This window comes from Paenibacillus sp. PL91, from assembly GCF_012935325.2.
Classification (GTDB): domain Bacteria; phylum Bacillota; class Bacilli; order Paenibacillales; family Paenibacillaceae; genus Pristimantibacillus.
This window is the reverse complement of sequence record NZ_JABBYG020000008.1, coordinates 288588-309306: the sequence shown is the minus strand read 5'-3', so window position 1 is coordinate 309306 and position 20719 is coordinate 288588. Positions and strand designations below refer to the sequence as shown.

At 47.2% G+C, this 20719-nt stretch carries 20 protein-coding genes; 3 read left to right on the top strand and 17 right to left on the bottom strand.

All coding sequences use genetic code 11. The features are described 5' to 3' along the window. Window position 1: 1 nt before the first annotated feature. The 13 genes from HI950_RS19995 to HI950_RS19935 all read right to left on the bottom strand — a co-directional run bounded on the left by HI950_RS19995 (window position 2) and on the right by HI950_RS19935 (window position 12483). The gene (locus tag HI950_RS19995; RefSeq protein WP_169088048.1) at window positions 2–1117 is read right to left on the bottom strand and encodes a glycosyltransferase family 4 protein; all 1116 of its coding nucleotides are present in this window, start codon (window positions 1115–1117) and stop codon (window positions 2–4) included. Between the two features lie 119 nt (window positions 1118–1236). Next, a complete protein-coding gene (locus HI950_RS19990; RefSeq protein WP_169088046.1) occupies window positions 1237–1932 on the bottom strand; it encodes a sugar transferase in 696 nt (231 codons plus the stop codon). Next, on the bottom strand, window positions 1929–2837 hold the full coding sequence (gene galU / locus HI950_RS19985; protein WP_169088044.1) for a UTP--glucose-1-phosphate uridylyltransferase GalU: 909 nt from the start codon (window positions 2835–2837) through the stop codon (window positions 1929–1931). Before galU ends, HI950_RS19990 begins: the two co-directional genes overlap by 4 nt. A gap of 189 nt (window positions 2838–3026) precedes the next feature. Continuing rightward, complete coding sequence (locus tag HI950_RS19980) at window positions 3027–3719, bottom strand: CpsD/CapB family tyrosine-protein kinase (RefSeq protein ID WP_169088042.1); 693 nt, start codon at window positions 3717–3719, stop codon at window positions 3027–3029. Beyond that, on the bottom strand, window positions 3700–4452 hold the full coding sequence (locus tag HI950_RS19975; RefSeq protein ID WP_169088040.1) for a YveK family protein: 753 nt from the start codon (window positions 4450–4452) through the stop codon (window positions 3700–3702). The genes HI950_RS19980 and HI950_RS19975 overlap by 20 nt, the downstream gene beginning before the upstream one ends. Window positions 4453–4619: 167 nt before the next feature. After that, window positions 4620–4904, bottom strand: coding sequence for a hypothetical protein (locus HI950_RS19970; protein WP_169088038.1), 285 nt, complete (start codon window positions 4902–4904; stop codon window positions 4620–4622). A gap of 1828 nt (window positions 4905–6732) precedes the next feature. Then, complete coding sequence (locus tag HI950_RS19965; protein WP_169088036.1) at window positions 6733–7551, bottom strand: SPL family radical SAM protein; 819 nt, start codon at window positions 7549–7551, stop codon at window positions 6733–6735. Next, entirely contained in the window at window positions 7548–8069 is a 522-nt protein-coding gene (locus HI950_RS19960) for a methylated-DNA--[protein]-cysteine S-methyltransferase (protein ID WP_169088035.1), read from the bottom strand. The genes HI950_RS19965 and HI950_RS19960 overlap by 4 nt, the downstream gene beginning before the upstream one ends. Continuing rightward, window positions 8050–8661, bottom strand: a complete 612-nt coding sequence (locus HI950_RS19955; RefSeq protein WP_223285388.1) for a bifunctional transcriptional activator/DNA repair enzyme AdaA — start codon at window positions 8659–8661, stop codon at window positions 8050–8052. Before HI950_RS19955 ends, HI950_RS19960 begins: the two co-directional genes overlap by 20 nt. A gap of 88 nt (window positions 8662–8749) precedes the next feature. Then, window positions 8750–9808: a M42 family metallopeptidase gene (locus tag HI950_RS19950; protein ID WP_169088033.1), complete on the bottom strand. Its 1059-nt coding sequence runs from the start codon at window positions 9806–9808 to the stop codon at window positions 8750–8752. Between the two features lie 57 nt (window positions 9809–9865). Continuing rightward, window positions 9866–11059 (bottom strand): MFS transporter, encoded by a 1194-nt coding sequence (locus tag HI950_RS19945; protein ID WP_169088032.1) that lies wholly within the window; start codon window positions 11057–11059, stop codon window positions 9866–9868. Between the two features lie 210 nt (window positions 11060–11269). Next, window positions 11270–11572, bottom strand: a complete 303-nt coding sequence (locus tag HI950_RS19940; RefSeq protein WP_169088031.1) for an ArsR/SmtB family transcription factor — start codon at window positions 11570–11572, stop codon at window positions 11270–11272. A 53-nt stretch (window positions 11573–11625) separates the two neighbouring features. Beyond that, the gene (locus HI950_RS19935; RefSeq protein ID WP_169088030.1) at window positions 11626–12483 is read right to left on the bottom strand and encodes an SDR family NAD(P)-dependent oxidoreductase; all 858 of its coding nucleotides are present in this window, start codon (window positions 12481–12483) and stop codon (window positions 11626–11628) included. Window positions 12484–12609: 126 nt separating this feature from the next. On the opposite strand from HI950_RS19935, the gene HI950_RS36775 reads away from it, so the two are divergent. Next, window positions 12610–12807, top strand: coding sequence for a MerR family transcriptional regulator (locus tag HI950_RS36775; protein WP_317618413.1), 198 nt, complete (start codon window positions 12610–12612; stop codon window positions 12805–12807). A gap of 5 nt (window positions 12808–12812) precedes the next feature. Continuing rightward, the gene (locus HI950_RS36770; protein ID WP_317618412.1) at window positions 12813–13034 is read left to right on the top strand and encodes a hypothetical protein; all 222 of its coding nucleotides are present in this window, start codon (window positions 12813–12815) and stop codon (window positions 13032–13034) included. 92 nt (window positions 13035–13126) lie between these two features. Here HI950_RS36770 and HI950_RS19925 read toward each other — a convergent pair whose 3' ends face one another. After that, window positions 13127–14908 carry a glycoside hydrolase family 36 protein gene (locus HI950_RS19925; RefSeq protein ID WP_169088029.1) on the bottom strand — a complete coding sequence of 594 codons (1782 nt, stop codon included), beginning with the start codon at window positions 14906–14908 and terminating at the stop codon, window positions 13127–13129. Window positions 14909–15106: 198 nt separating this feature from the next. Here HI950_RS19925 and HI950_RS19920 point away from each other — a divergent pair, with 198 nt between their 5' ends. After that, a complete protein-coding gene (locus HI950_RS19920) occupies window positions 15107–15961 on the top strand; it encodes an AraC family transcriptional regulator (protein ID WP_169088028.1) in 855 nt (284 codons plus the stop codon). A 37-nt stretch (window positions 15962–15998) separates the two neighbouring features. Here the strand turns inward: HI950_RS19920 and HI950_RS19915 are convergent, their stop codons facing one another. From HI950_RS19915 to gap, 3 genes are read right to left on the bottom strand one after another with little or no spacing between them, the layout of a single operon-like run. Further along, window positions 15999–16796 carry a pyruvate, water dikinase regulatory protein gene (locus HI950_RS19915; RefSeq protein ID WP_169088027.1) on the bottom strand — a complete coding sequence of 266 codons (798 nt, stop codon included), beginning with the start codon at window positions 16794–16796 and terminating at the stop codon, window positions 15999–16001. A gap of 42 nt (window positions 16797–16838) precedes the next feature. Beyond that, window positions 16839–19658 carry a pyruvate, phosphate dikinase gene (ppdK, locus tag HI950_RS19910; RefSeq protein ID WP_187768132.1) on the bottom strand — a complete coding sequence of 940 codons (2820 nt, stop codon included), beginning with the start codon at window positions 19656–19658 and terminating at the stop codon, window positions 16839–16841. Continuing rightward, window positions 19634–20686 carry a type I glyceraldehyde-3-phosphate dehydrogenase gene (gap, locus tag HI950_RS19905; protein WP_169088026.1) on the bottom strand — a complete coding sequence of 351 codons (1053 nt, stop codon included), beginning with the start codon at window positions 20684–20686 and terminating at the stop codon, window positions 19634–19636. The genes ppdK and gap overlap by 25 nt, the downstream gene beginning before the upstream one ends. Window positions 20687–20719: the final 33 nt, after the last annotated feature.

Below are 20719 nucleotides of genomic sequence, written 5' to 3'. Positions count from 1 at the left end.
TCTAGACATATTTTTTGACCGCAGCGGAATACGGGCCTCTTCGTTTTTGCAAGGCATCCTCGTAAAGCCGCTCGATTTGGTTGTTCATTTGATTCGAATGAAATTTGTCTTGGAAAATATTCAGGCCTGCCTGGCCCATCGATTCAAGCGTCGTCTTATCCAGCCGATGAACGATATCTGCCAGCTCCTGCTTATTCTCGAAATCAAAAATATAGCCGTTCAGCCCATGCCGGATAATTTCCGGAAGCGCGCCCCGGTTGCTTGCAATGACCGGCTTCTTGTTCCGCAGCGCTTCAATGGCGACGATGCCGAAGCCTTCCCAGCGCGACGGAATAATAACCGCATCACAGGCATTCATGTAACGGTCGATTTCGGAATTGTCCACCCAGCCGATCTTGACCGCATTTTCCGGGAAAACATATTCAACCTCCTCCAGCACCGTGTCGCCGACCAAATACAGATGGACGTTCGCGAACTTATGCTCGTTGAATACATCAAGCAGCAGGTCAAAGCCTTTTTGACGATCGAAGCGGCCGACGTAGAGCAAATTGATTTTGTCTTGCTGCGTCTCAAAAGGCGGCTTGCCCGAAGCAATCGTATCGGAAACGCCGTTATAGACGACTCCCGATTTCTCGGCTGGCAATCCGTAATGCATAGCCATCTCATATTCATGCCTAGAGATGTTGATAATGTAATCAGTACGGAGTGCCAGCACTTTCTCCACGAAAGCAAATATCCGTTTTTTCCACGACTTCGTGTCCATTAGGAAAGCCCATCCGTGCGCGTTGTAAATGACGACCGGCCTGCGGATCTTGAAAAAAAACAACGTTCGCAGGAAGACACCTGCGAACGTTCCGTGGACATGAATGATATCCGGTTTAAACGCCTTTACCTTGCGATGAATGGCTTTGATCGCTTGAAGAAAATAAGCCGGCTTCCGCTTGTACGGGTACAAGTACAAACGGTCTTGGCTGATCTGCAGCGATTCAGGGCGGGAGTTCTGCTCGGAAGCCATAAGATAAATATCATGTCTGCCCGCTTGGTAACTCAGCACTTCATTCAGGTGGGTTTCGATGCCGCCCTTAGTAAATTCCGATATATGCAGGACTCTTGCCATTTGATCAACTCCTTAAAGTTTTGCGAAGCAAAACTATCTTCGTAAGCATAGGCTTAGTTTTGCGAAGCAAAACTTACTTCTTAGTGCGGATTCTGTTTTGCGAAGCAAAACTATGTTTATTAATAAGCATCGGAGCTAACGACGGTTTTCACCGTTTTTAGCAAAATTTTAATATCGAACCAGACGCATCTTTTCTCGATATAAGTCAGGTCCAGCTCAACCATTTGCTTGAAGGAAAGATTGTTTCTGCCGCTAACCTGCCAAAGCCCGGTGCAACCCGGCGTTACGGACAGGCGCTGCTTGTCATACTCGCTGTATTCCGCCACTTCTCTCAAAAGTGGTGGTCTTGGACCAACCAAGGACATTTCACCTCTAAGCACGTTAAGAAGCTGCGGCAGCTCATCAATGCTTGTTTTCCGGATAAGCTTGCCGATCTTCGTAATGCGCGGATCGTCCTTCATTTTGAACATAGCGCCTTTGACTTCGTTCTTATCCAGCAGCTCTTTCAGCTTATCCTCGGCGCCTGTCAGCATCGAGCGGAATTTGAACATCCGAAACTGCTTCTCATTTTTGCCGATCCTTGTTTGATAAAAGAAGACAGACCCTTTCGGATCCTCCCACTTGATAAGGATAGCGATGATGATAAACAGCGGGCTTAACAGCATTAAACCGACTAGCGAACCAACAATGTCAATCGTTCGTTTCATAATCGAATACATCGTAACCGCTTCACGACCATTACGCCTTGCGATTGCATTCGAATAGTAATCAGAGACGCCGACTACCGCTTCATCCTGATATTGTGGAGGTGTCATCTTCTATCACTCCTTCCGGATAATAATTGCTTGCTGAGCTCCCGCTCCATCAATTCTTCAAGCTCAGTCATAAGCTTGTATTTAAGTTCATTGTTTCTTAGGGCAAAATCGAGCGTCGTCATAATAAAGCCGAGCTGCTCGCCGACATCGTACCGGGTGCCTTGGAAGTCAAAGGCATATACGCCCTGGTCCATATTGAGCTTTTGAATCGCGTCGGTAAGCTGAATTTCTCCTCCAGCGCCGCGCTCATGCCGCCCCAAATATTCGAAAATGTCCGGTGTCAGCACATAACGTCCCATAATTGCCAGATTGGAAGGCGCTTGGCCTTGAGGCGGCTTCTCTACAAAGCTATTAACTTCGTATAGATTGTCCACCCGCTGTCCGGGATCAACGATACCGTAGCGATGCGTTTGATCGACGCCAACCATCTGAACGCCGATAACTGAACGTCCTGTTCTTTCATACTGCTCAATGAGCTGCCTTGTGCACGGCGTCTCGGCCTCAACGATGTCATCACCAAGGAGTACGGCAAACGGCTCATCGCCAATAAAATTGCGCGCACACCATACGGCATGGCCAAGACCCTTCGCTTCTTTTTGCCTTATGTAGTGGAGATTCACATTTGATGATTTTCTAACCTTTTCCAAAATATCGAATTTCCCTTTTTGCTCTAAAATATGCTCTAGTTCAAAAGCGATATCGAAATGATCCTCGATCGCCCGCTTGCCTTTACCTGTAACGACGATGATGTCTTCAACGCCTGATTCAATTGCTTCCTCTACAATGTACTGAATGGTCGGCTTGTCGACGATAGGAAGCATTTCTTTAGGCATCGCTTTAGTTGCTGGCAAAAAACGGGTGCCGAGTCCTGCGGCAGGGATAATGGCTTTTCTCACTTTTTTCATTTGATTTCACCCTATCCTATTATATTTTTTTTATATTTATAGGGGCATTGAACCCCTCCTCACGTCACACCCTTGACGATTAACGTCTAAGGTCGGCTGACCCACAGCATGACCGAGTGCCTCCGGTGATAGAGGTGCAGGAGACATTACCTATCTATTCCACGCTTCAGTTAACCAGGGGAGCAGCGTCTAAGCGTCCGTTTTTTCCCCGTAGTAGTAGGAATAGATATCCGAATGATTACGATTGATTTTATTAAGCACGACGCCGATAAGCCTCGCTTTTACATGCTCAAGCAAAGCCTTTGCTTTGAGCGCAACGTCTTTTTTCACTTTTCCTGAATCGACGACAAGAACGACGCCATCGCTTTGAGTCGCAACGATCTGAGCGTCTGTGACGGACATAATCGGCGGCGTATCGATAATGATTACGTCATAGCGTTCTCTAGCCGTCTTCAGCAGGTCGGCCATTTGGTCCGAAGAAAGCAGCTCCGATGGATTAGGAGGCGTTGGCCCCGCTTGAATGATCGATAGATTTTCCGTACCCGTGAACTGTATAATGTCCTCCAGCTTCAGCTGGTTAAATAATGCCGTCGTTAAGCCGGTGCGGTTCGATTTCCCAAAAATATGATGCTGTGACGGCTTGCGCAGATCGGCATCGATAAGCAGCACCTTCTTGTTGGCTTGTGCGAAAGCGACTGCCATGTTGGCGCAGGTTGTGCTCTTGCCCTCACTCGGCTTGGAGGAGGTGACCATAATAATTTGCAGCTTTTGGTTAATCGTCGAGAACTCAATGTTCGTCCTCAGCATGCGGTAGCCCTCAGATATAGGCGATTTGGGGTTTAGCTCGGTAATAAGGTTCCATTTAGGCATCAAACGAGACATTTTTTTCCCTCCCTGCTATCGTCTTTGGCGGTGCGCTGGTTCTCTCGAGCGCATCCCTCTCTTCGAACTTCGGAATGGACGATAACACTGGCACTTGTAGAAGCGACTCTATGTCTCCCTCGGTTTTGATCGTGTCATCCAAATAATCGAGAAGGAAGGTAATCCCTACGCCTAACATCAAAGCCAGCATAAATGTGACAGCGATGTTCATATTTGGATTCGGCGATACCTGTGCGTGGTGCTCCTTCGGATCGGCTTGGTCCAAGACCGAGACGTTGTCTACCTTCATTAGCTCTGGTACCGATTTTTGAAAAACAATCGCAATCGCGTTCGCGATTTTGGCCGCTTGTGCGTAGGAATCATCCCGCACCGATATGGACATAACCTGCGTTTCATTTACTGAGCTTACGCTTACTTTGCCGATGAGCTCACCGTACGTTACGCCAAGATCCGGATACTGCTTGACTACCTTCTTCATCATCCGCGGCGTTCTCAAAATTTCTTTATAGGTTTTGATAAGTCCAATAGTGGAGTTAATCGAGCCAACGTCTATGCTTGGAAGCAATGAGCTGCTGCCCTTGAAATCGTTGACGATTAGTTTAGCGGATGCTTCATATTGTGGTTTGATGAAGTAGTTGGAGTAGATTCCGATGATTAGACAGCTAGCCGTAATAATTAAAGCAATCATCAATAGCCTTCTTTTCACGATGATCCAATACTGTTTTAATTCCAAATGATTTTCCTCCGTTACTAATAAAGTCATCCGTCCTTGTAGCTTCATGAAAGTTGTTCTTAACGAATATTAAATTTTTTTAATTATTCAAAACGCGAACTTTTGGGCGCCATTTATGGATAGGTATATCCCGTTTCATGAATGCCTGACAACAAAGACGGAACCTATTATTTTGCTGTGTTCATAAAATCGTCTACCGTTCCGCCATTCATAATGTACTCCATCATCTCGGTTGAGCAGGCTTTCAAGCCCAGCTTGCCGAGTAGTTGCGAGAAAAGCTCAGCCATATCAACTGGCTCATTGTGGAGGCGGCAGCCGGTGGCCATAAGCAGCTCAGGTAAAGATCTAGCTTCCGTTTTCCCGTCTTGCTGCATTAGAGAAGGATCCTCGGATAGTACTTTCAAAAATTGCTTCAGCCTTACTCGCTTCTGCTCCTGATTTGAAATGTTCATCTTTGAAACCTCCATTCATCAGCTCGCACGTTCCTTACTTTGAATCGTGGAACCCTTCCTGCACTCTAGTATGACACAGATGATAATAATTCTTGAGGGAATAAAGACATGGTGTCGATTAGCCAATCGTACTCATTTTCAATCTTGTTTTCATAAGTACGGACTCCTAATTGATGCGATTAGTTGGAAATAAACAGGTGCTTTTTTGATGTCGAAATTAATAATTCTGATAATTGGAAGCGCTTTATGAATTTTCTGAGAGAATCAAACTTCAGACTCATTTTTACTAAACCTTCATGTGCTTCCATCCCCCATAATATAAAGGATTTTCCCTATTTTCATGTTGATTTGACGGCGTATATTTTGCAAATGAATGCGCTTTATTGACGTAAAAAGGGGGGACTATTGACTAGTATCCTACCAAAGCAGGACAAAAAATCATTTCGACATTATTCGCAATCCCTAAAAAAGTGCATATTTCCTCACATCATAACGTCAGATTTACATTAAAAAAAAATCATAATGGAGATTTTCGCTTAAAAATACCAAGACTTAACTGCTATAAACGTACATTCAACTGTTTTCCGTCTGACTTTTTCGTCTTTTAGCCGAGAATGCTAAGCGGCCTTTCAGGATTAACTTCCATGAATCGGGATCATTATAAAGCTTCGAAAGCACTGAAATTGCACCAGATTATCAATGTTCCTCATTCCAAAAAGACTACCTCCCTTTCCTCTCCTAACGTCCTACCGATGCTGAATTTGACGAAAGAAAGCGTATACAGCCGCTTGGAAGCGAGGCTGCACGCGGGAACCGGGCTGTGCTGCCTGTCTCTGCTTGGTGGTCACATCTGCTAAGCGCCAGTGGCGCTCTCCTAACCTATCTGTGCTTGCGCAGCCATGGATGAACCATCAACCAGTTGCGCTCCGCAACCTACTTGCTCGGGCAGACACTGATCAACTAGCTCCAGTCGTGCTCCGAAACTATCTGCGTTTGGTGGAACAGATCTACTAACACCAATTGCGCTCCCCCAACCTATCTACCCTTTGCAGACACAAATCAACCAGTTGCAGTCGCGATCCGCAACCTCTCTGCGCTTGGGCAGCCACTGATGAACCAGCGCCAGTTTCGCTTCGCAACCTATCTGCTCGGGAAGACACTGATTAACCAGTGCCAGTTTCGCTTCGCAACCTATCTACGCTTGGTTGGCACAGAAACGCAAACGACTATTGCTCACTTCATACCAATCTACTTCTTGCAAACACTGACCAGCAAATGCCTGTCGCGCTCCGCAACCTATCTACGCTTGGTAAACATAGAAACGCAAACGACTATCGCCACCCCCAACTATCTACTCTTGGAAAACACTGATTAACCAGTGCCTATCGCGCTCCCCACCTCTTTGTGGAACACTAAACAGGAATTTCTCCCGTTAATAAGCTCCTTATAGCTCTTCTTCCACCATTAGATGGAATTTCTCCCGTTAATCCATTCGTTTTTACCCATTGATGACGCTTTTGATTAAATTAACAGGAGTATTTCCAGTTAAATGAACTTTTAGCTCCATCTAGAGAAAATTAACTGGAGAAAATCCCGTTAATTCACGCAGAGAGCCCTAAAACAAAAAAATAGGTTTGCCGCTCAAGTCATTTCACATTTCATGACCATACCGACTCCCCCCTGCTTCCTGCCTATACTCCGCAAGCTCCTCCTGCCTCGTAGTTGAGCTTAGAGTTACCCGAGCACAATCGTTTATCACTCCAAACAAAAAAAGGGCCAGCCGTGCAAGTCACACCATGATGTGACCTGCCGGCTAGCCCCCAGCCTTTCAAGGCGCAAACCCCTCCTGGCTCAAATAAAGCTGATTGTCAGCGAAAACATGACTAAAGCGATCGTAAACCATCCGATATGCGGTAGGCGAATACCACTCCTCTAGGCCAAGCTCCTTGTATAGCCTCTCTATGCCCAGACTTCGCGTTCGTCTGCCTCCGCTCCCATCTCCCATAAAATAATCGTCCACGCAAACGCGATTGACCAGCGCTTTTAAAATTTCTGGGAAAGCCTCGCTGCTAGGCAATATCGGAGCGATGGTCGCTTGTACGGGTACGCCCGCTTCGGCTAACAGCTGCAGCGTCTTTAATCTAGCAGCGATAGGAGGCGCAGCCGGCGTAAAATGTTTGCGAATATCCTCAAGATCGGTTTCCACCGTTATGCTTACCCGAACCTTGTCCCCCAACTGGAGCAGCAAATCCATATCTCTGCGGACGAGCGGACTCCTTGTCTGTACGAACAAAAAGTCCGGCGGCTCCTCCACCATGACCTCAAGCAGCGATCTCGTCACCTGCTCTTTATGTTCAATAGGCTGGTAGGGATCCGTGCTCGATGACATAAAGATACTAACCTTTCCTTTGCCCTTCGCGCGCCCAAGCTCTTTCCGAAGCAAAGCTGCCGCTTCAAGCTTAACGTCTACCCATGTGCCCCACTCCTCCTTACGGAACGTGGATACCGGCATCTGACGAACATAACAATACGAGCAGCCAAACGAACAGCCCGTATAGGGATTGAGCGAATGCGTGTAATCTTCTAGGAAGCCTGTACCTTTATTGAGAAGCGTCTTCGGATTTTTGTATAATAACGCCGTCTTCATGCTTCCATTTCCAGCTGCAGGAGCTGCGTTTTCATCTCTAGGCCGCCGCGATAACCAGTGAGCGAGCCGTTTTTGCCTATTACGCGGTGACACGGCACCGTAATTAAGACCGGGTTTGCCCCTATAGCGGCTCCGACCGCGCGAGAGGCTGCTGGCTTTTGAATCTGATTGGCTATATCCGAATAGGACTGGGTTTGTCCATATGGAATCTCGCATAGCGATTTCCAGACCGCAATCTGAAACGATGTCCCGCGAAAATCGAATGGAACCGTAAACGTCTTACGCTGTCCTTCCAGATACTCTATTAATTGTGAGGCAAAGGGCTGCAGCTTCTCTTCATCCTGAACGAGCTTGCTGCCGGGGAATTTAATCTGAGCCCATTTAGCCAGCTCCTCGAAAGGCTTGTTTTGGGACCCGACGTAGCATAACCCCTTTGACGTGGCTGCAACGTACATGCTCCATTTTCCATGAACAAGCAATGTCCAATACATGAACGAACTAATTTTCTCTGCCACCATGCGGCACCTCCGGCATCTCGTTATTTTGTTTGGAATGGCGTTTGGAATGACGATAGTCACTCGGCGTACGCCCTATTTTCCTCTTAAACAGCGTTATGAAATAGGAGGTATTGGGCATGCCGACATTCAAAGCAATGTCTGAAACGGCTCGATCCGTATGGGCAAGATACTCCTTAGCTTTAATCATTCTCGTCTGCTGGATATATTCGATTGGCGTCATCCCTTTAACTCGCTTAAAGGTACGCTGCAAATGATAAGGGCTGCCGTGACACATCTCTGCCAGCGTGTCGAGGGTCAACGATTCTCTATAATGGCTATCAATATATTGCGTGATGACATTGACCCACTCGTCATCCGGCAAACGCTCGCCCGTAGGCTTGCACCGCTTGCATGGGCGAAAATGTGCCGATCGCGCCTGCTCCGCATTTTCAAATAACCGGACGTTTTCCTTATTCGGCGCTTTGGACTTGCAGGATGGCCTGCAAAAAATACCGGTCGTTTTTACCGCATAAATAAACCTGCCGTCATAAGAAGCATCATTGCTTATAATCGCTTGCCACTTCTCATCCGGCATTTGTTCCTCAGCCTTCATTCCTTCCACCTCCATACATCAAAGTATACCCTCGTAAGTGGCATGATGTACGCAATTTGGAATGTAAAAGCAAGATATCGAAATTGGTTTATTGATTTTCTTCTATTACATAGGCCAAAAGCAAAGCCGCTGTATTCACGATAGCATCCACATGCGTCCGCTCCATCCCATGCGAAGCTTGAACCCCTGGCCCGATCAAAGCTGCACGAATATTGCTTCCACCGCGCAGCGCCGCTGATGCGTCGGAGCCGTAATGCGGATAAATATCAACGGCGTAAGCCAGCTTCTCGCGTTTTGCCAGTTCAATTAGCCGGGAAGTCATCGCATAATCATAAGGTCCGGTCGAATCCTTGGCACAAATAGACACATCCATTTCCGTAGCTGAAAGATCATCCCCGAGCGCTCCCATATCGACGGCAATCATTTCGGTAATATCCGCAGGTATATAGGAGCTGCCGTGCCCGACCTCTTCATAGGTTGATAAAATAAGCTTCAGCGTATGAGACGGCGTCCTTCCTTCGCGCTTCAACCATTCCATGAAGCCGAGCAAAGCCGCTACGCTTGCTTTATCATCCAAATGCCGCGATTTAATAAAGCCGCTTGACAATACTCGAACTCTAGGCTCCCAAGATATGAAGTCGCCAACGGATATGCCCAGCTTCTCCGTGTCCTCCTTTGTTTTGACCAGCTCGTCAATGCGAACCTCCATATTCGCTTCCTCGCGCTTAAAATCCCGGGCATCCGAGTAAACATGCACGGAGGCTTTGGTAGACAGCACCGTTCCTTCATATTTTCGGCCGTCGCGCGTATGAATGACCGCATATTCTCCTTCGACCGTTTGCATCGCATAACCGCCAATCGGCGTCATTCGCAGCATGCCGTTAGGCTTAATCGAACGAACCATCGCTCCTAGCGTATCCAGATGAGCGGTGATGCCGATCACGTGGTCGGCATTTTCGCCTGGAATGGTAATCATCCCGTTTCCTTTGGGCGTTATCTCCAGCGTATAGCCAAGTCTTTCTGTCTCAGCCTTCACATGCTTGATAATGTCCATGCAGTATCCGCTGGGACTCGGTATGTTTAGCAAAGCTTCTAGCTGGCTGACGATATATTCACGGTCTAACAGCGGTGAGAGTGGTGTAGTCATGTACGGAATCTCCTTATAAATAGGGATTGCTGAATAGACAAGGATCATTCATTCAGCTTATGATTCCATTTTACCCGATTGGCTGATAGGATCAAACTGCCTAGAGCGTAGCCCCAAGCCCGACAACACCAAAGTCGTGACAATGGCGAGGGCAACGCCAAGCGCTCCGATCCAGGTAATGGCCGATAAAGACGCGCCTCCAACGACGATACCTCCAAATCCAGCGCCGGCAGCCATCGCGAGCTGCATCATCGACTGATTGAGCCCAAGCATAACGCCCGAAGATTCAGGCTCTAACGTAACCAAATGATATTGCTGTGTCGGACCGGTTGACCATGCCGCAAATGACCATAATATAAGGACGGCGAACACGGCGACGATCGAGCCTGCAGCAAATGACAGCATGATAAGGGCAAAAACATGCAGCGTCATGCCTCCAATTAATGTTGGTTTAATCCCCCATTTGTCCGCGCTATAGCCGCCAAGTTTGGAACCAACCAAGCTCGCAATACCGAAAACAAGCAGGGCAGCGCCTAGAAGCGTCTCGTTCATGCCATCTATTTGGAGAAGGTAAGGCGAAATGTAGGTATAAGCGATTGAGTAGCCCCCCAGCCAGAAGAAGGATATACCAAGCCCTAGTACCACTTTTCGTTTCTTCAAAAGAGAAAGCTGCTTCAGCAGAGGGATCGGCTTATCGCCCTTCATGCTCGGTATCGTAAAGAGAATGACGAATATGGCAATGATCCCTACAAGCGCGATGCCGCCAAAGACCGATTTCCAGCCAAAGGCGTTGGCAACCATTCGCCCAAGAGGAACACCGATAATCAGGGAAGCTGTAAATCCCATTACTACGGTTGCGATTGAGCTGGCCTGCTTGCCTGGAGGCGCTATTTTCGCTGCAATGCTTAATGCCGTTACGACGACCATCCCTGCCCCTAGAGCCATCAGGACGCGCGCAAAAATAAATAGCCCAAAGCCGGGTAATAAAAAGGAAAAAATATTTCCAAGCACGAACAAACCGAGTGAATATACGAGCAGCTTGCGTCGATCAATACTCGCGGTTATTGCCATCAGAATGGGTGTGCCAATGGCATAGACTAGTGAGAAAATAGTGATGAGCTGGCCTGCCGCCATTACTGTAACACCCATCGAATCCGCGATCTTATCCAAAATTCCTGAAATAATATACTCAGATGTTCCGACTAAAAAACTGACGATTGCTAAAATATATATTTTCCATGTGTTCGACAAAATAATTCCACTCCCGTTTTTTAATTTTGTTCAAGCAACGTTCAATCTAACAAAACTGTCCATCAGCTCCTCTCAACGTGTATACAACCCATCAACATATTCATGAATATCGATGTGAATAACTGCAGTTGATATTACATATCGCGATATGTCGATATGATAATGCTATAAAAAACTGAATGGTCAACATCGAGCATTCAGTTCTTTTTCTTATATTTCTTGCTTCAAAAAATCAGCGATTTCACCAATAGCGGTCTCATCTCTTTTGTAATACGTAAACTTTCCGATACGCAGCGTCTTAATGAGCCCCGCCCGTTGAAGCATCGATAAAAATTGCGACGCGGTAGATTGAGTCATATTCAGCTTTTGAGTGATCTGACTTACGCATACCCCAATTTCTCTCATATCCACTCCTTCATGGGGAGTAAAATGGTTTTCCGGTTCCTTCAGCCATTGCAAAATTTGCAGTCTCGACTCGTTGGACAACGCCTTAAACACTTCGATTGGTTTCATACATATCATTATATCGAGAATTAACGATATGTCAAACAGTTATTCCCTATTCTTTAAACCTTGGCATCTCCCGCATACTCCGACCTATAAATGAAGCTTACTTTCTCTAGCATCTTGCGGGCATGCTTGATGAACTTTAGCTCCGTTACTTGGCCATTTACGAAGAAGACGCCAGACTTTTCACGCTTTACGTCCATAGCTGCCTCATACAGCAGAGATGCCCCTTTGCGCGGATGCGGAAAAAACAGCTTGATCATCGGCTTCAAATAGAACGGAATGCCGGATTTCTTCCCCTTCCTGATTGTGTTGTTCCCCCCTGGATCTACGCTGAATATTTTTATGCCATCGTCGGCGAGTACTGCTGCGATCTCCTGCGACCATAAGGAAAGAGCCAGCTTGGAGGCAGCATAAGAACCATATAGCATTGTAAAATCGGTGGGATGCTCCAATTCGTCAGGATCAAATTTCTTGCGAAACTTAAATGCATAAGAAGAGGTATTCACTACCGTTTTCAATGTCCCCCTTTGCAGAAGCTCCTTCAGCTCCATAAGTATAATGTACGGCACGACCGTATGCAGTTCAAAATGCAGCTCGCGCTTCTGCTTAGAGAAGCTGAGCTCGGCGAGGCTGCCGCCCGCATTGTTGAACAAAAGATCAACCCTCTCTTCAGCGGCTTTGATTTGATTCAGAGCATGCCTCAAGCTATCGAAATGGGCCAGATCCGCTTTATATATCCGAAGCTGGTTTTTGCTAACCGACTCTCGGATCAGTTTATCATCTTCCGGGAATGCTGAGCGATTCAGCGCAATAATTTGCCAGCCCTCGGCTAGCATTTTCCGAGTAAGCTCTAAACCTATCCCATTGCTTGCACCTGTAATAAGCGCGGTTCGTCCATGACCTGCTGTATTCATTAGATTTGCCTCCATCACTCGTTTTCGATTCCATTATCGATTCGATGCGGTCAGTGTATAACTTGGAGCCGACTCCAAGTTATATAATTTACACATAATAAAGCTAGCAGGAGGAAGGTGAAACGGTTGAGTGAGGCAAAAGGGTTTTCGATCAAGGAAGCAGCGGAGCAAACCGGATTAACGGAGGATACCATTCGCTATTACGAGAAAATTAGCCTGCTTCCGCGAGCAGAGCGCAAGGAAAACAGTCATCGTATATATCGTGCGGAGGATATTCAAAAAATAAAGCTCATTAACTGCCTGAAAAAACAGGAATGCCCTTAGATGATATGAAACCCTATTTGAATTTATCCCAAACTTCGGATATTACCGCATTTCCTGAATTGCTTGAATTGATGCTGAGACATAAGAAAAAAATTATAAATCAAATCGATTCCCTGCAGCAAGTAGTCGATTTTATCGACTCTGCTTTAAATCAAAAAATGCCGGATGGTGAGGCCTGCTCGCTTACCGGAGAAAATATCCGTATGCCGCTTGGCACTGCCAAATAGGAAAAAGGGCTGTTTTAAGGCAGCCTCCAATAAAAGAAGACTGTTCCAAAGAGTAGAACACTTCTACCTTTGGAACAGTCCGCAATATTTGCTTATTTGGAGCTGGCTGACCGAAGAAAAACCAATCCAGAAGGAGGAACGCTGAGCGACAGCAAGCCTTGCTCGCCAACTATCTCAAATTTGCTGACTTCTACGCCCATGCAATCGAGTACCTGAACCTCTCTCGCCCCTAAAGCCTTAACCGCCTCTATGATCAACCGGTCTCCGCGCGTCCCGTTTACGATGACTATTTTTTGTGAGTCCGTATCTTCTAATGAAACAACGGAATCGTTATAAACGGCTGTAATCGAAATCTCATTATTACGTGCGGTCACAAGCGGGAAGAGCAGCTCAGGACGCTGCGGCTCCAATTGGCCATGCATCAACACATCACGGTTCTCGCGCCAGAAGGAAAGCCAGAAGGTCAGCATATCCAGATGCTTCTGCGGCAGCGTCTCCAGTCGAACGGAAATTTGCGGTACCGCGAAGAGAATGTTGATTAATTGAAGCGCCGCGCTGTCAACCGGCTCGTCCGCATTCCACATGATCATATCGGCATGCGCAGCCGTATTTCCGCACAGCAGCCTAATGTCGAGCGTACGAATACGGTTTTGCACCGCATCGTTTGGACAATCCCCCGCTCGGAACAGGTTGCCATATTTTCGCATGAGGGGGCTGATATACGGTTGGCGGAATTCGATCATAATATCAGGCTTAATCGCGCGTAAGCGTGCCATCACATCGCTCAGCAACACGTCCACCGCTTGCGGTACCGAGGCGATATCGCGTCCTGGATCGGAGTTCTCATTCTCCTGCTCCTGTTGCTGGAATACATCAACAAAATCAAGCTTAAAGCCATCTAAATCCCAATCCAGCAGCGCCTTCTCGTATATGCCGATCAAATATTCGCGAACCTCGGGATATCGCGGATCGATTACGCCAGCACCCAAACTATCCATTTTGTAGAGCAGCTTATTTTGGAATCGACTCCATGCGTCACTGTTTACTCCAATGAAAGGAACCGAATACCAGAGCAAATATTTCAAGCCCATGGCATGAACGCGTTCAACATGCGCTTTCATGTCGATCATTTTTTCCTCGCATACCTGCCAATCCCCGCAAAAAGCATAACCTCTGGCATTGTCCGCCGTTTGCCAGCCGTCGTCAACGATGACCGATTTGCAGCCGATTTCGAGAGCAAGGCGGCACTGCTCCTCGATTCCTTCCGGCGTAAGCTCCTGATGAAAGCTGTACCACGTTGAATACATAGGCTCCAGCGCTTCCGCAGGAACGCGCGAAGGCGTATTCGTCTTGTATTCGCTCCACCAATGACTCACATCGTCCAGTGATTTGTAATACGGAACTTCGCGCGTGTCGATCCGAAGCTCTGCTTCATAGGAGGCAAGCGCCGGCGTTGGCGTGTCGAACATGGCTATAACGCAGTTAAAATGAGAGTTCTCCTCGTGAAGACCAGCATCGTATTTGATAACGTTCAGTACATCGGAAAAAGCGAATGTCAGCCTGTTCGTCCCCTGTCCGCCAAATAGGCTTACTACGGGAGCGGAATTCGTCGACTTGGAATCCAGAAGCGGATTCCAGTCCGCCCGAATCCACCTGTGATATAAAGCCGTCGGATGCCACATGCCCTGCACATCGATAACGGGATGGCTCCATTTCAGCTTGAACGTTGGCGGTACCGCCGGACAATCTGCTGCAATCTTTATACGAACGATCTCAATCCCATCGGATTCACGTTCGACCGAAAGCTCAGCGCGAAATCCGGATTCTACGCTTTCCAGCTTATATTCATATAACCCCTTAGCGGTAAGTTGCATGCTAAACTGCCTCCCTAAACTTCATCTGTTTTTGAGATTATTATATCTCCTGTACGCGTTGAAGTTATAGAGAGATTTGTGTTTAATAGTAGTTATTTTGTGTCATGATTATAGTAAAACCACTGTTTCACCGCTTAATTTACTAGTAACTTTGTGCTATCCTTAGTTAAAGACAGCTAATGAAAAGAGGGGTTCAGGTTGGAAAAACAATTTACGGAACATTTTCTAATCGGTCGCTTGGACACAGATATTAAACTGCACTACTGCGGGCTGGAGCATTGTATGCCCTCCCATCAAAATGGTCCGGTCATGCGCGATCATTATTTGCTGCATTTTATCGTAAAAGGCTCCGGCGTCTTCACCATGGAGGGCTGCGATTATAAGCTGAAAGCAGGTGACAGCTTCTGCATGTATCCAAATCAACCAGCTACCTATTGTGCAAGCGAAATGGACCCTTGGACTTATTATTGGGTCGGAATTGATGGGCAGCTTGCCGCCAAGCTCTTCCATTCAGCAGGAGTAACCGTTCAATCTCCCACCCATTCGCACCACGAGCCTGAGCGAGCGGAGAAATTGCTGGCAGAGCTGCTCCATCATTCTGCAGTCAACGACCTCGCAGCCGAAACCTACTGCTATGGATTAATGCTGCAAATCTTCTCTACCTTCCTGAGCAGGCAGACGGAACTACAGCAGCCGTTGCGCAGCATAGGGAGAAATAGCAACGAGCAGTATGTCACGCAAGCGGTTAAATTTATAGAAGAGCATTACCATAAGCGCATTTCCATCTCAGTCATTGCCAGACATGTCGATTTGGACCGTTCTTATTTCACCAAGCTGTTCCATGCCCAAATGGGTGTATCTCCTCATGAATTTCTAATCCGTTACCGGATGGAAAAAGCTTGCCTGATGCTGAGCCAGACGAGCCTGCCCGTGCAATTAATTGCAAGCAGCGTTGGCTTCGAGGATGCAGCCTATTTTGGCAAAGCTTTTATCCGTCGGTTAGGGCTCTCACCTACAGCATTCCGCAAACGCGGCACAGCTTCAAGTGAGTAATGAGGTTGGCACAAAACTCTACTATTGAATCGTTTGATTAAATATATTCCATGATATGATCGGCTGTTTCTTCAATGGCCTTATTGGTAACGTTAATGACCGTGCATCCAAGCTGCTTCATCAAATCATGGGCATATTCAAGCTCCTCTACAATTCTCTGCAAATTCGCATATCTGGAGCCATCAGGCAGTCCAAGTGCCTTAAGTCTTTCTGTACGGATTTTGAGTATGTTCTCGGCATCAATCGTGAGTCCGATAATACGATGGCTCGGAATTTTGAATAGCTCTGCCGGCGGCATAACCTCTGGCATAACAGGAAAGTTGGCCACTTTAATGCCCTTGTGGGCAAGAAAAATACTGAGCGGCGTTTTCGAGGTTCTCGAGATGCCGATCAATACGACCTCCGCTTGCAGCATCCCTCTTGCGTCACGGCCGTCGTCATATTTTACAGCAAATTCAATGGCCTCAACTCGGCGAAAATAAGCGGCATCCATTTCATGCAGAAGACCCGGCTGCTGTTTGGGAGCATCTCCATAAGTATCAATAAATGCCTGCATCATCGGCCACATAATGTCAACTGCCCTAACGCCTAAACGAATGGATTCTGCTTTCATCATCTCACGCAATTCCGGCTGCACTAACGTGTAAGCGACGAAACCACCTGTCTCGGCAGCTTCTTCCATCATTTTTTTAATTTCATCCTCATGCCGGATATGTCCGTACCGCTTGATCTTTACCTGCTCAGCATTAAATTGGCGAATGGTTGCCTGTGCTACCGACTCCGCTGTTCCGCCAATGGAATCAGAGCAAATATACAAATGCTGCTGATCAGTCATTCGGATTCCCCCTCCTCTTCTTCATAATGCGATGCGGGCTCGTTACCTGCTGTGAATGAGCTGTGCTTGTGCAGCTGCTATTCTAGCTAACGGAATACGGAAAGGTGAACAGCTAACATAATCCAAGCCTGTTTGGTGGCAGAAGAAGATCGAGTCTTTTTCGCCGCCATGTTCGCCGCAAATGCCTGTTTTTAGGCCAGGCTTTTTGGAACGGCCGCTCTCGACTGCCCATTCGATCAATAAGCCTACTCCTTCTGTATCTAAAACCTGGAACGGATTTTGAGATAAAATATGATGCTCCACATAGTGTGTGAGAAATTTCCCTTCCGCATCATCTCGGCTGTAGCCAAACGTCATTTGCGTCAAATCGTTTGTGCCGAAGGAGAAGAAGTCTGCATATTGCGCAATTTGGCCGGCAGTTAGAGCGGCTCTTGGCACCTCGATCATCGTGCCTACCTGATAAGGCACCTGCTCCTTTAACGTCCCGAGCACGTCTTCGGCCGTGCGATCCACCAATTCTCGCATAGCCTTCAACTCATTGACATGTCCAACGAGCGGAATCATAATTTCCGGAACGACCTGAACCCCCTTCTTCTGCAATGCCAGCACAGCGCGGAAAATAGCTATCACTTGCATCTGATAAATTTCCGGAATCAGAATGCCAAGCCGGCATCCTCGCCATCCCAGCATCGGATTCATTTCTTGTAAATTTCGCACCTTACGTATGAGCTGGTCAAGCGCGCTGCGTTCATCTATCGTATCCGCATCTTTTTTCATCCGTTCCTGCCGAAGCAGCAGCTCCTCCATATTGGGCAGAAACTCATGGAGCGGCGGATCAAGCAAGCGAATCGTAACAGGCAGCCCTTCCATTGCGGCAAAAATACCTTCAAAGTCGCTTTGCTGCATAGGAAGCAGCTGATCCAAAGCAGCCTTACGATCCTTCAAGTTGTCTGCAAGTATCATCGCCTGTACGACAGGCAGCCTGCTAGCAGACATAAACATATGCTCAGTGCGGCAGAGCCCAATTCCCTCCGCCCCAAACGACCTTGCTTTAGCCGCATCCTCTGGCGAGTCGGCGTTCGTACGTATCTTTAGTGCTCGAATATCATCCGCCCACTTCAGCAACTGACCCAGCTCGTCGCTCATTTCCGGTTCCTTAAGCGTGACAGTGCCTGCAATCACGCGTCCAGTCGAGCCGTCCAGCGTGATCCAGTCTCCTTCGCGTACCTTAACATCACCTGCGATGAACTGCCCTTCGCCTGTATCAATACGAACCTCTTCACAGCCGCAAACACATGGCTTGCCCATTCCTCGCGCGACAACTGCCGCATGGCTCGTCATGCCGCCGCGACTGGTAAGCACACCTTCAGCAGCAATGACGCCATGGATATCTTCGGGGCTTGTTTCTGAGCTGACAAGCACGACGCGCTTGCCGGAGCGGCTCCATTCCTCGGCTTTGTCGGCATCAAACACGACTTGTCCTGTAGCTGCGCCGGGTGATGCTGGCAATCCCACTGCCAATACCTGCAGCTTCTCGTCCTCATCAATGGCTCGATGAAGAAGCTGGTTAAGATGTTCAACATCTATGCGCAGCATCGCTTCTTCTATTGTCAATATTCTTTCATGAACAAAGTGGACTGCCAGCTTTACTGCAGCCTGTGCCGTTCTCTTGCCGTTTCTCGTTTGAAGAATAAAGAGCTTCCCTTTTTCTACCGTAAATTCAATGTCCTGCATATCTTTATAATGTGCTTCAAGCTTGGCAGCTGTTTGTACAAGCTGCTCATAAATTTCAGGCATTTCCTGATTCAGCTTAGCAATTGGCAAAGGTGTTCTTATACCGGCTACGACATCCTCCCCTTGGGCATTAATCAGATATTCACCGTATAATGCCTTCTCTCCCGTAGATGGATTACGTGTGAATAAAACACCGGTACCGCAATCATCCCCCATATTCCCGAATACCATCGATTGAATATTAACCGCTGTCCCTTGACTATCTGGTATGTTATAAGCCTTTCTGTATACGTTTGCCCTTTGGTTGTTCCAAGACCGGAATACCGCTTCTACAGCAAGATGCAGCTGTTCATATACATCTTGGGGAAACGGAACATTCGCTCGCCATTCGATTACTTCTTTAAATTTTTCGATGATTTCGATCCAAGCTTCTACAGGAACATCCTTATCCTCATCAATCGCCAGCTCATTTTTTTTGCGGTGCAGCAGCGTTTCGAAGTGGATTCCTTCTATATCGAATACCACGTTTCCGAACATTTGGATCAATCTTCTGTAGCAGTCATAAGCGAATTGGGGATTGCCTGTATGGCTTGCAAGACCCTTTACGGTGTTATCGTTCAAGCCCAGATTCAAAATCGTATCCATCATTCCAGGCATGGAATTAACGGAGCCCGAACGTACAGACACAAGCAGTGGATTGAGGCTGTCGCCAAATTTCTGTTTTTTCGTCTGCTCCACCTTCACTAAAGCGCTGCGGATCTCATCGAACAAGCCCTCCGGCAGCTTACCGCCAGCACTATAGTACGCTCGGCAAGCATCTGTAGTGATCGTAAAACCAGGAGGAACAGGCAGTCCGGCATTGGTCATTTCTGCAAGATTTGCACCTTTTCCGCCAAGTAATGTTTTCATTCCTGCATGTCCCTCTTGAAAATGCCAAACTCTCTTTCCTTGTTCGGCCTGCGGAGGAAGAGGCTGCTCCATTTCTTTCGGATTGTTCACCGAGCATGTGCTGAGTCCGCAGACCCCATATAGGATTTTCACCCTATTCGTATCGACGGTATCAATCAGTTCCCCGCAGTATTGGCATACGATACTTCCCAATTTCATTTCGCCGCTGCTTGATTGCATGGTCTCATGCCTCCCATAAATTGATTTTTCCGAACAACCATATCCGCTAAATCGATTACTCTGCAGGAGTAAGCCCACTCGTTGTCATACCAAGCCAATATTTTTAATTGATTGCCGGCAACCATTATGGACGACCCATCAACAACCGCTGAACATTCATTTCCGATATAGTCAGACGAGACAAGCGGAACATCTTGCATATCTACATACGGAGCTAATCCTCCTGAAACCATGCTGCGAATTATTCGCTTAGCCTCAACAAGCGTCGTATAGCTACCAAGCTGGACAGTCAAATCGATGAGTGAAACATTAGTTGTCGGAACACGGATCGATATGCCTTGAATATGTGGAGCTAAATGCGGCAGCACGTCAATTAATGCTTTGCCTACTCCTGTAGTCGTTGGAATAATAGATTGCGTACAGGCTCTCGCACGACGCAAATCCTTATGCGGATTATCTAAGTGGTTCTGGTCACTGGTATAGGAATGGATCGTTGTCATCCAACCGCTCTTGACCTCAAAGGCATGATCAAGCAATTTAAGAAGGGGAGCGACGCAATTCGTCGTACAGGATGCTGCGGATAAAATATGATGCTCGTTCGGCTCGTAGCTTTCCTCATTGACACCCATCACAACGGTTAGATCAGCATCTTTGCCCGGGGAAGTAATAATGACGCTTTGCGCCCCGGCCGCAAGATGCTTCTCTGCTCCCTTACGATCAGTGAATTTACCAGTTGCATCAATAACGATATCGACGCCGGCTTCTGTCCATCGGAGGCGAGACGGGTCTCTTTCCATGAAATATTCAAGTGTTATTCCGTTGATAATCAGCTTTCCATCTTCGGTTGAAATGTCTGCATTCCACGTTCCGTGTACGGTATCATATTTTAATAAATGGGCTATTGTTTCTACAGAATGGGGAGAATTGAGAGCTTTGATCTGCATAGCGTTATATTTATCCGAAAACACTCTTCTTATAAGCAATCTTCCGATTCTCCCCAGACCACTTATGCCAATTCCAGCTTCCACTTCTTCATCCCCTTATTGTATTTTTCATATAGT

Excerpts from the sequence above, each read along its gene's own strand:
- HI950_RS19940 (WP_169088031.1), bottom strand. The coding sequence starts at position 11,572 with ATGAAACCAATCGAAGTGTTTAAGGCGTTGTCCAACGAGTCGAGACTG.
- HI950_RS36770 (WP_317618412.1), top strand. The coding sequence starts at position 12,813 with ATGAAACCCTATTTGAATTTATCCCAAACTTCGGATATTACCGCATTT.
- HI950_RS19980 (WP_169088042.1), bottom strand. The coding sequence starts at position 3,719 with ATGTCTCGTTTGATGCCTAAATGGAACCTTATTACCGAGCTAAACCCC.
- ppdK (WP_187768132.1), bottom strand. The coding sequence starts at position 19,658 with ATGCAATCAAGCAGCGGCGAAATGAAATTGGGAAGTATCGTATGCCAA.
- HI950_RS19960 (WP_169088035.1), bottom strand. The coding sequence starts at position 8,069 with ATGGTGGCAGAGAAAATTAGTTCGTTCATGTATTGGACATTGCTTGTT.
- HI950_RS19965 (WP_169088036.1), bottom strand. The coding sequence starts at position 7,551 with ATGAAGACGGCGTTATTATACAAAAATCCGAAGACGCTTCTCAATAAA.
- HI950_RS19915 (WP_169088027.1), bottom strand. The coding sequence starts at position 16,796 with ATGACTGATCAGCAGCATTTGTATATTTGCTCTGATTCCATTGGCGGA.
- HI950_RS19995 (WP_169088048.1), bottom strand. The coding sequence starts at position 1,117 with ATGGCAAGAGTCCTGCATATATCGGAATTTACTAAGGGCGGCATCGAA.
- HI950_RS19925 (WP_169088029.1), bottom strand. The coding sequence starts at position 14,908 with ATGCAACTTACCGCTAAGGGGTTATATGAATATAAGCTGGAAAGCGTA.
- HI950_RS19950 (WP_169088033.1), bottom strand. The coding sequence starts at position 9,808 with ATGACTACACCACTCTCACCGCTGTTAGACCGTGAATATATCGTCAGC.
- HI950_RS19935 (WP_169088030.1), bottom strand. The coding sequence starts at position 12,483 with ATGAATACAGCAGGTCATGGACGAACCGCGCTTATTACAGGTGCAAGC.
- HI950_RS19990 (WP_169088046.1), bottom strand. The coding sequence starts at position 1,932 with ATGACACCTCCACAATATCAGGATGAAGCGGTAGTCGGCGTCTCTGAT.
- galU (WP_169088044.1), bottom strand. The coding sequence starts at position 2,837 with ATGAAAAAAGTGAGAAAAGCCATTATCCCTGCCGCAGGACTCGGCACC.
- HI950_RS19955 (WP_223285388.1), bottom strand. The coding sequence starts at position 8,661 with ATGAAGGCTGAGGAACAAATGCCGGATGAGAAGTGGCAAGCGATTATA.
- HI950_RS19970 (WP_169088038.1), bottom strand. The coding sequence starts at position 4,904 with ATGAACATTTCAAATCAGGAGCAGAAGCGAGTAAGGCTGAAGCAATTT.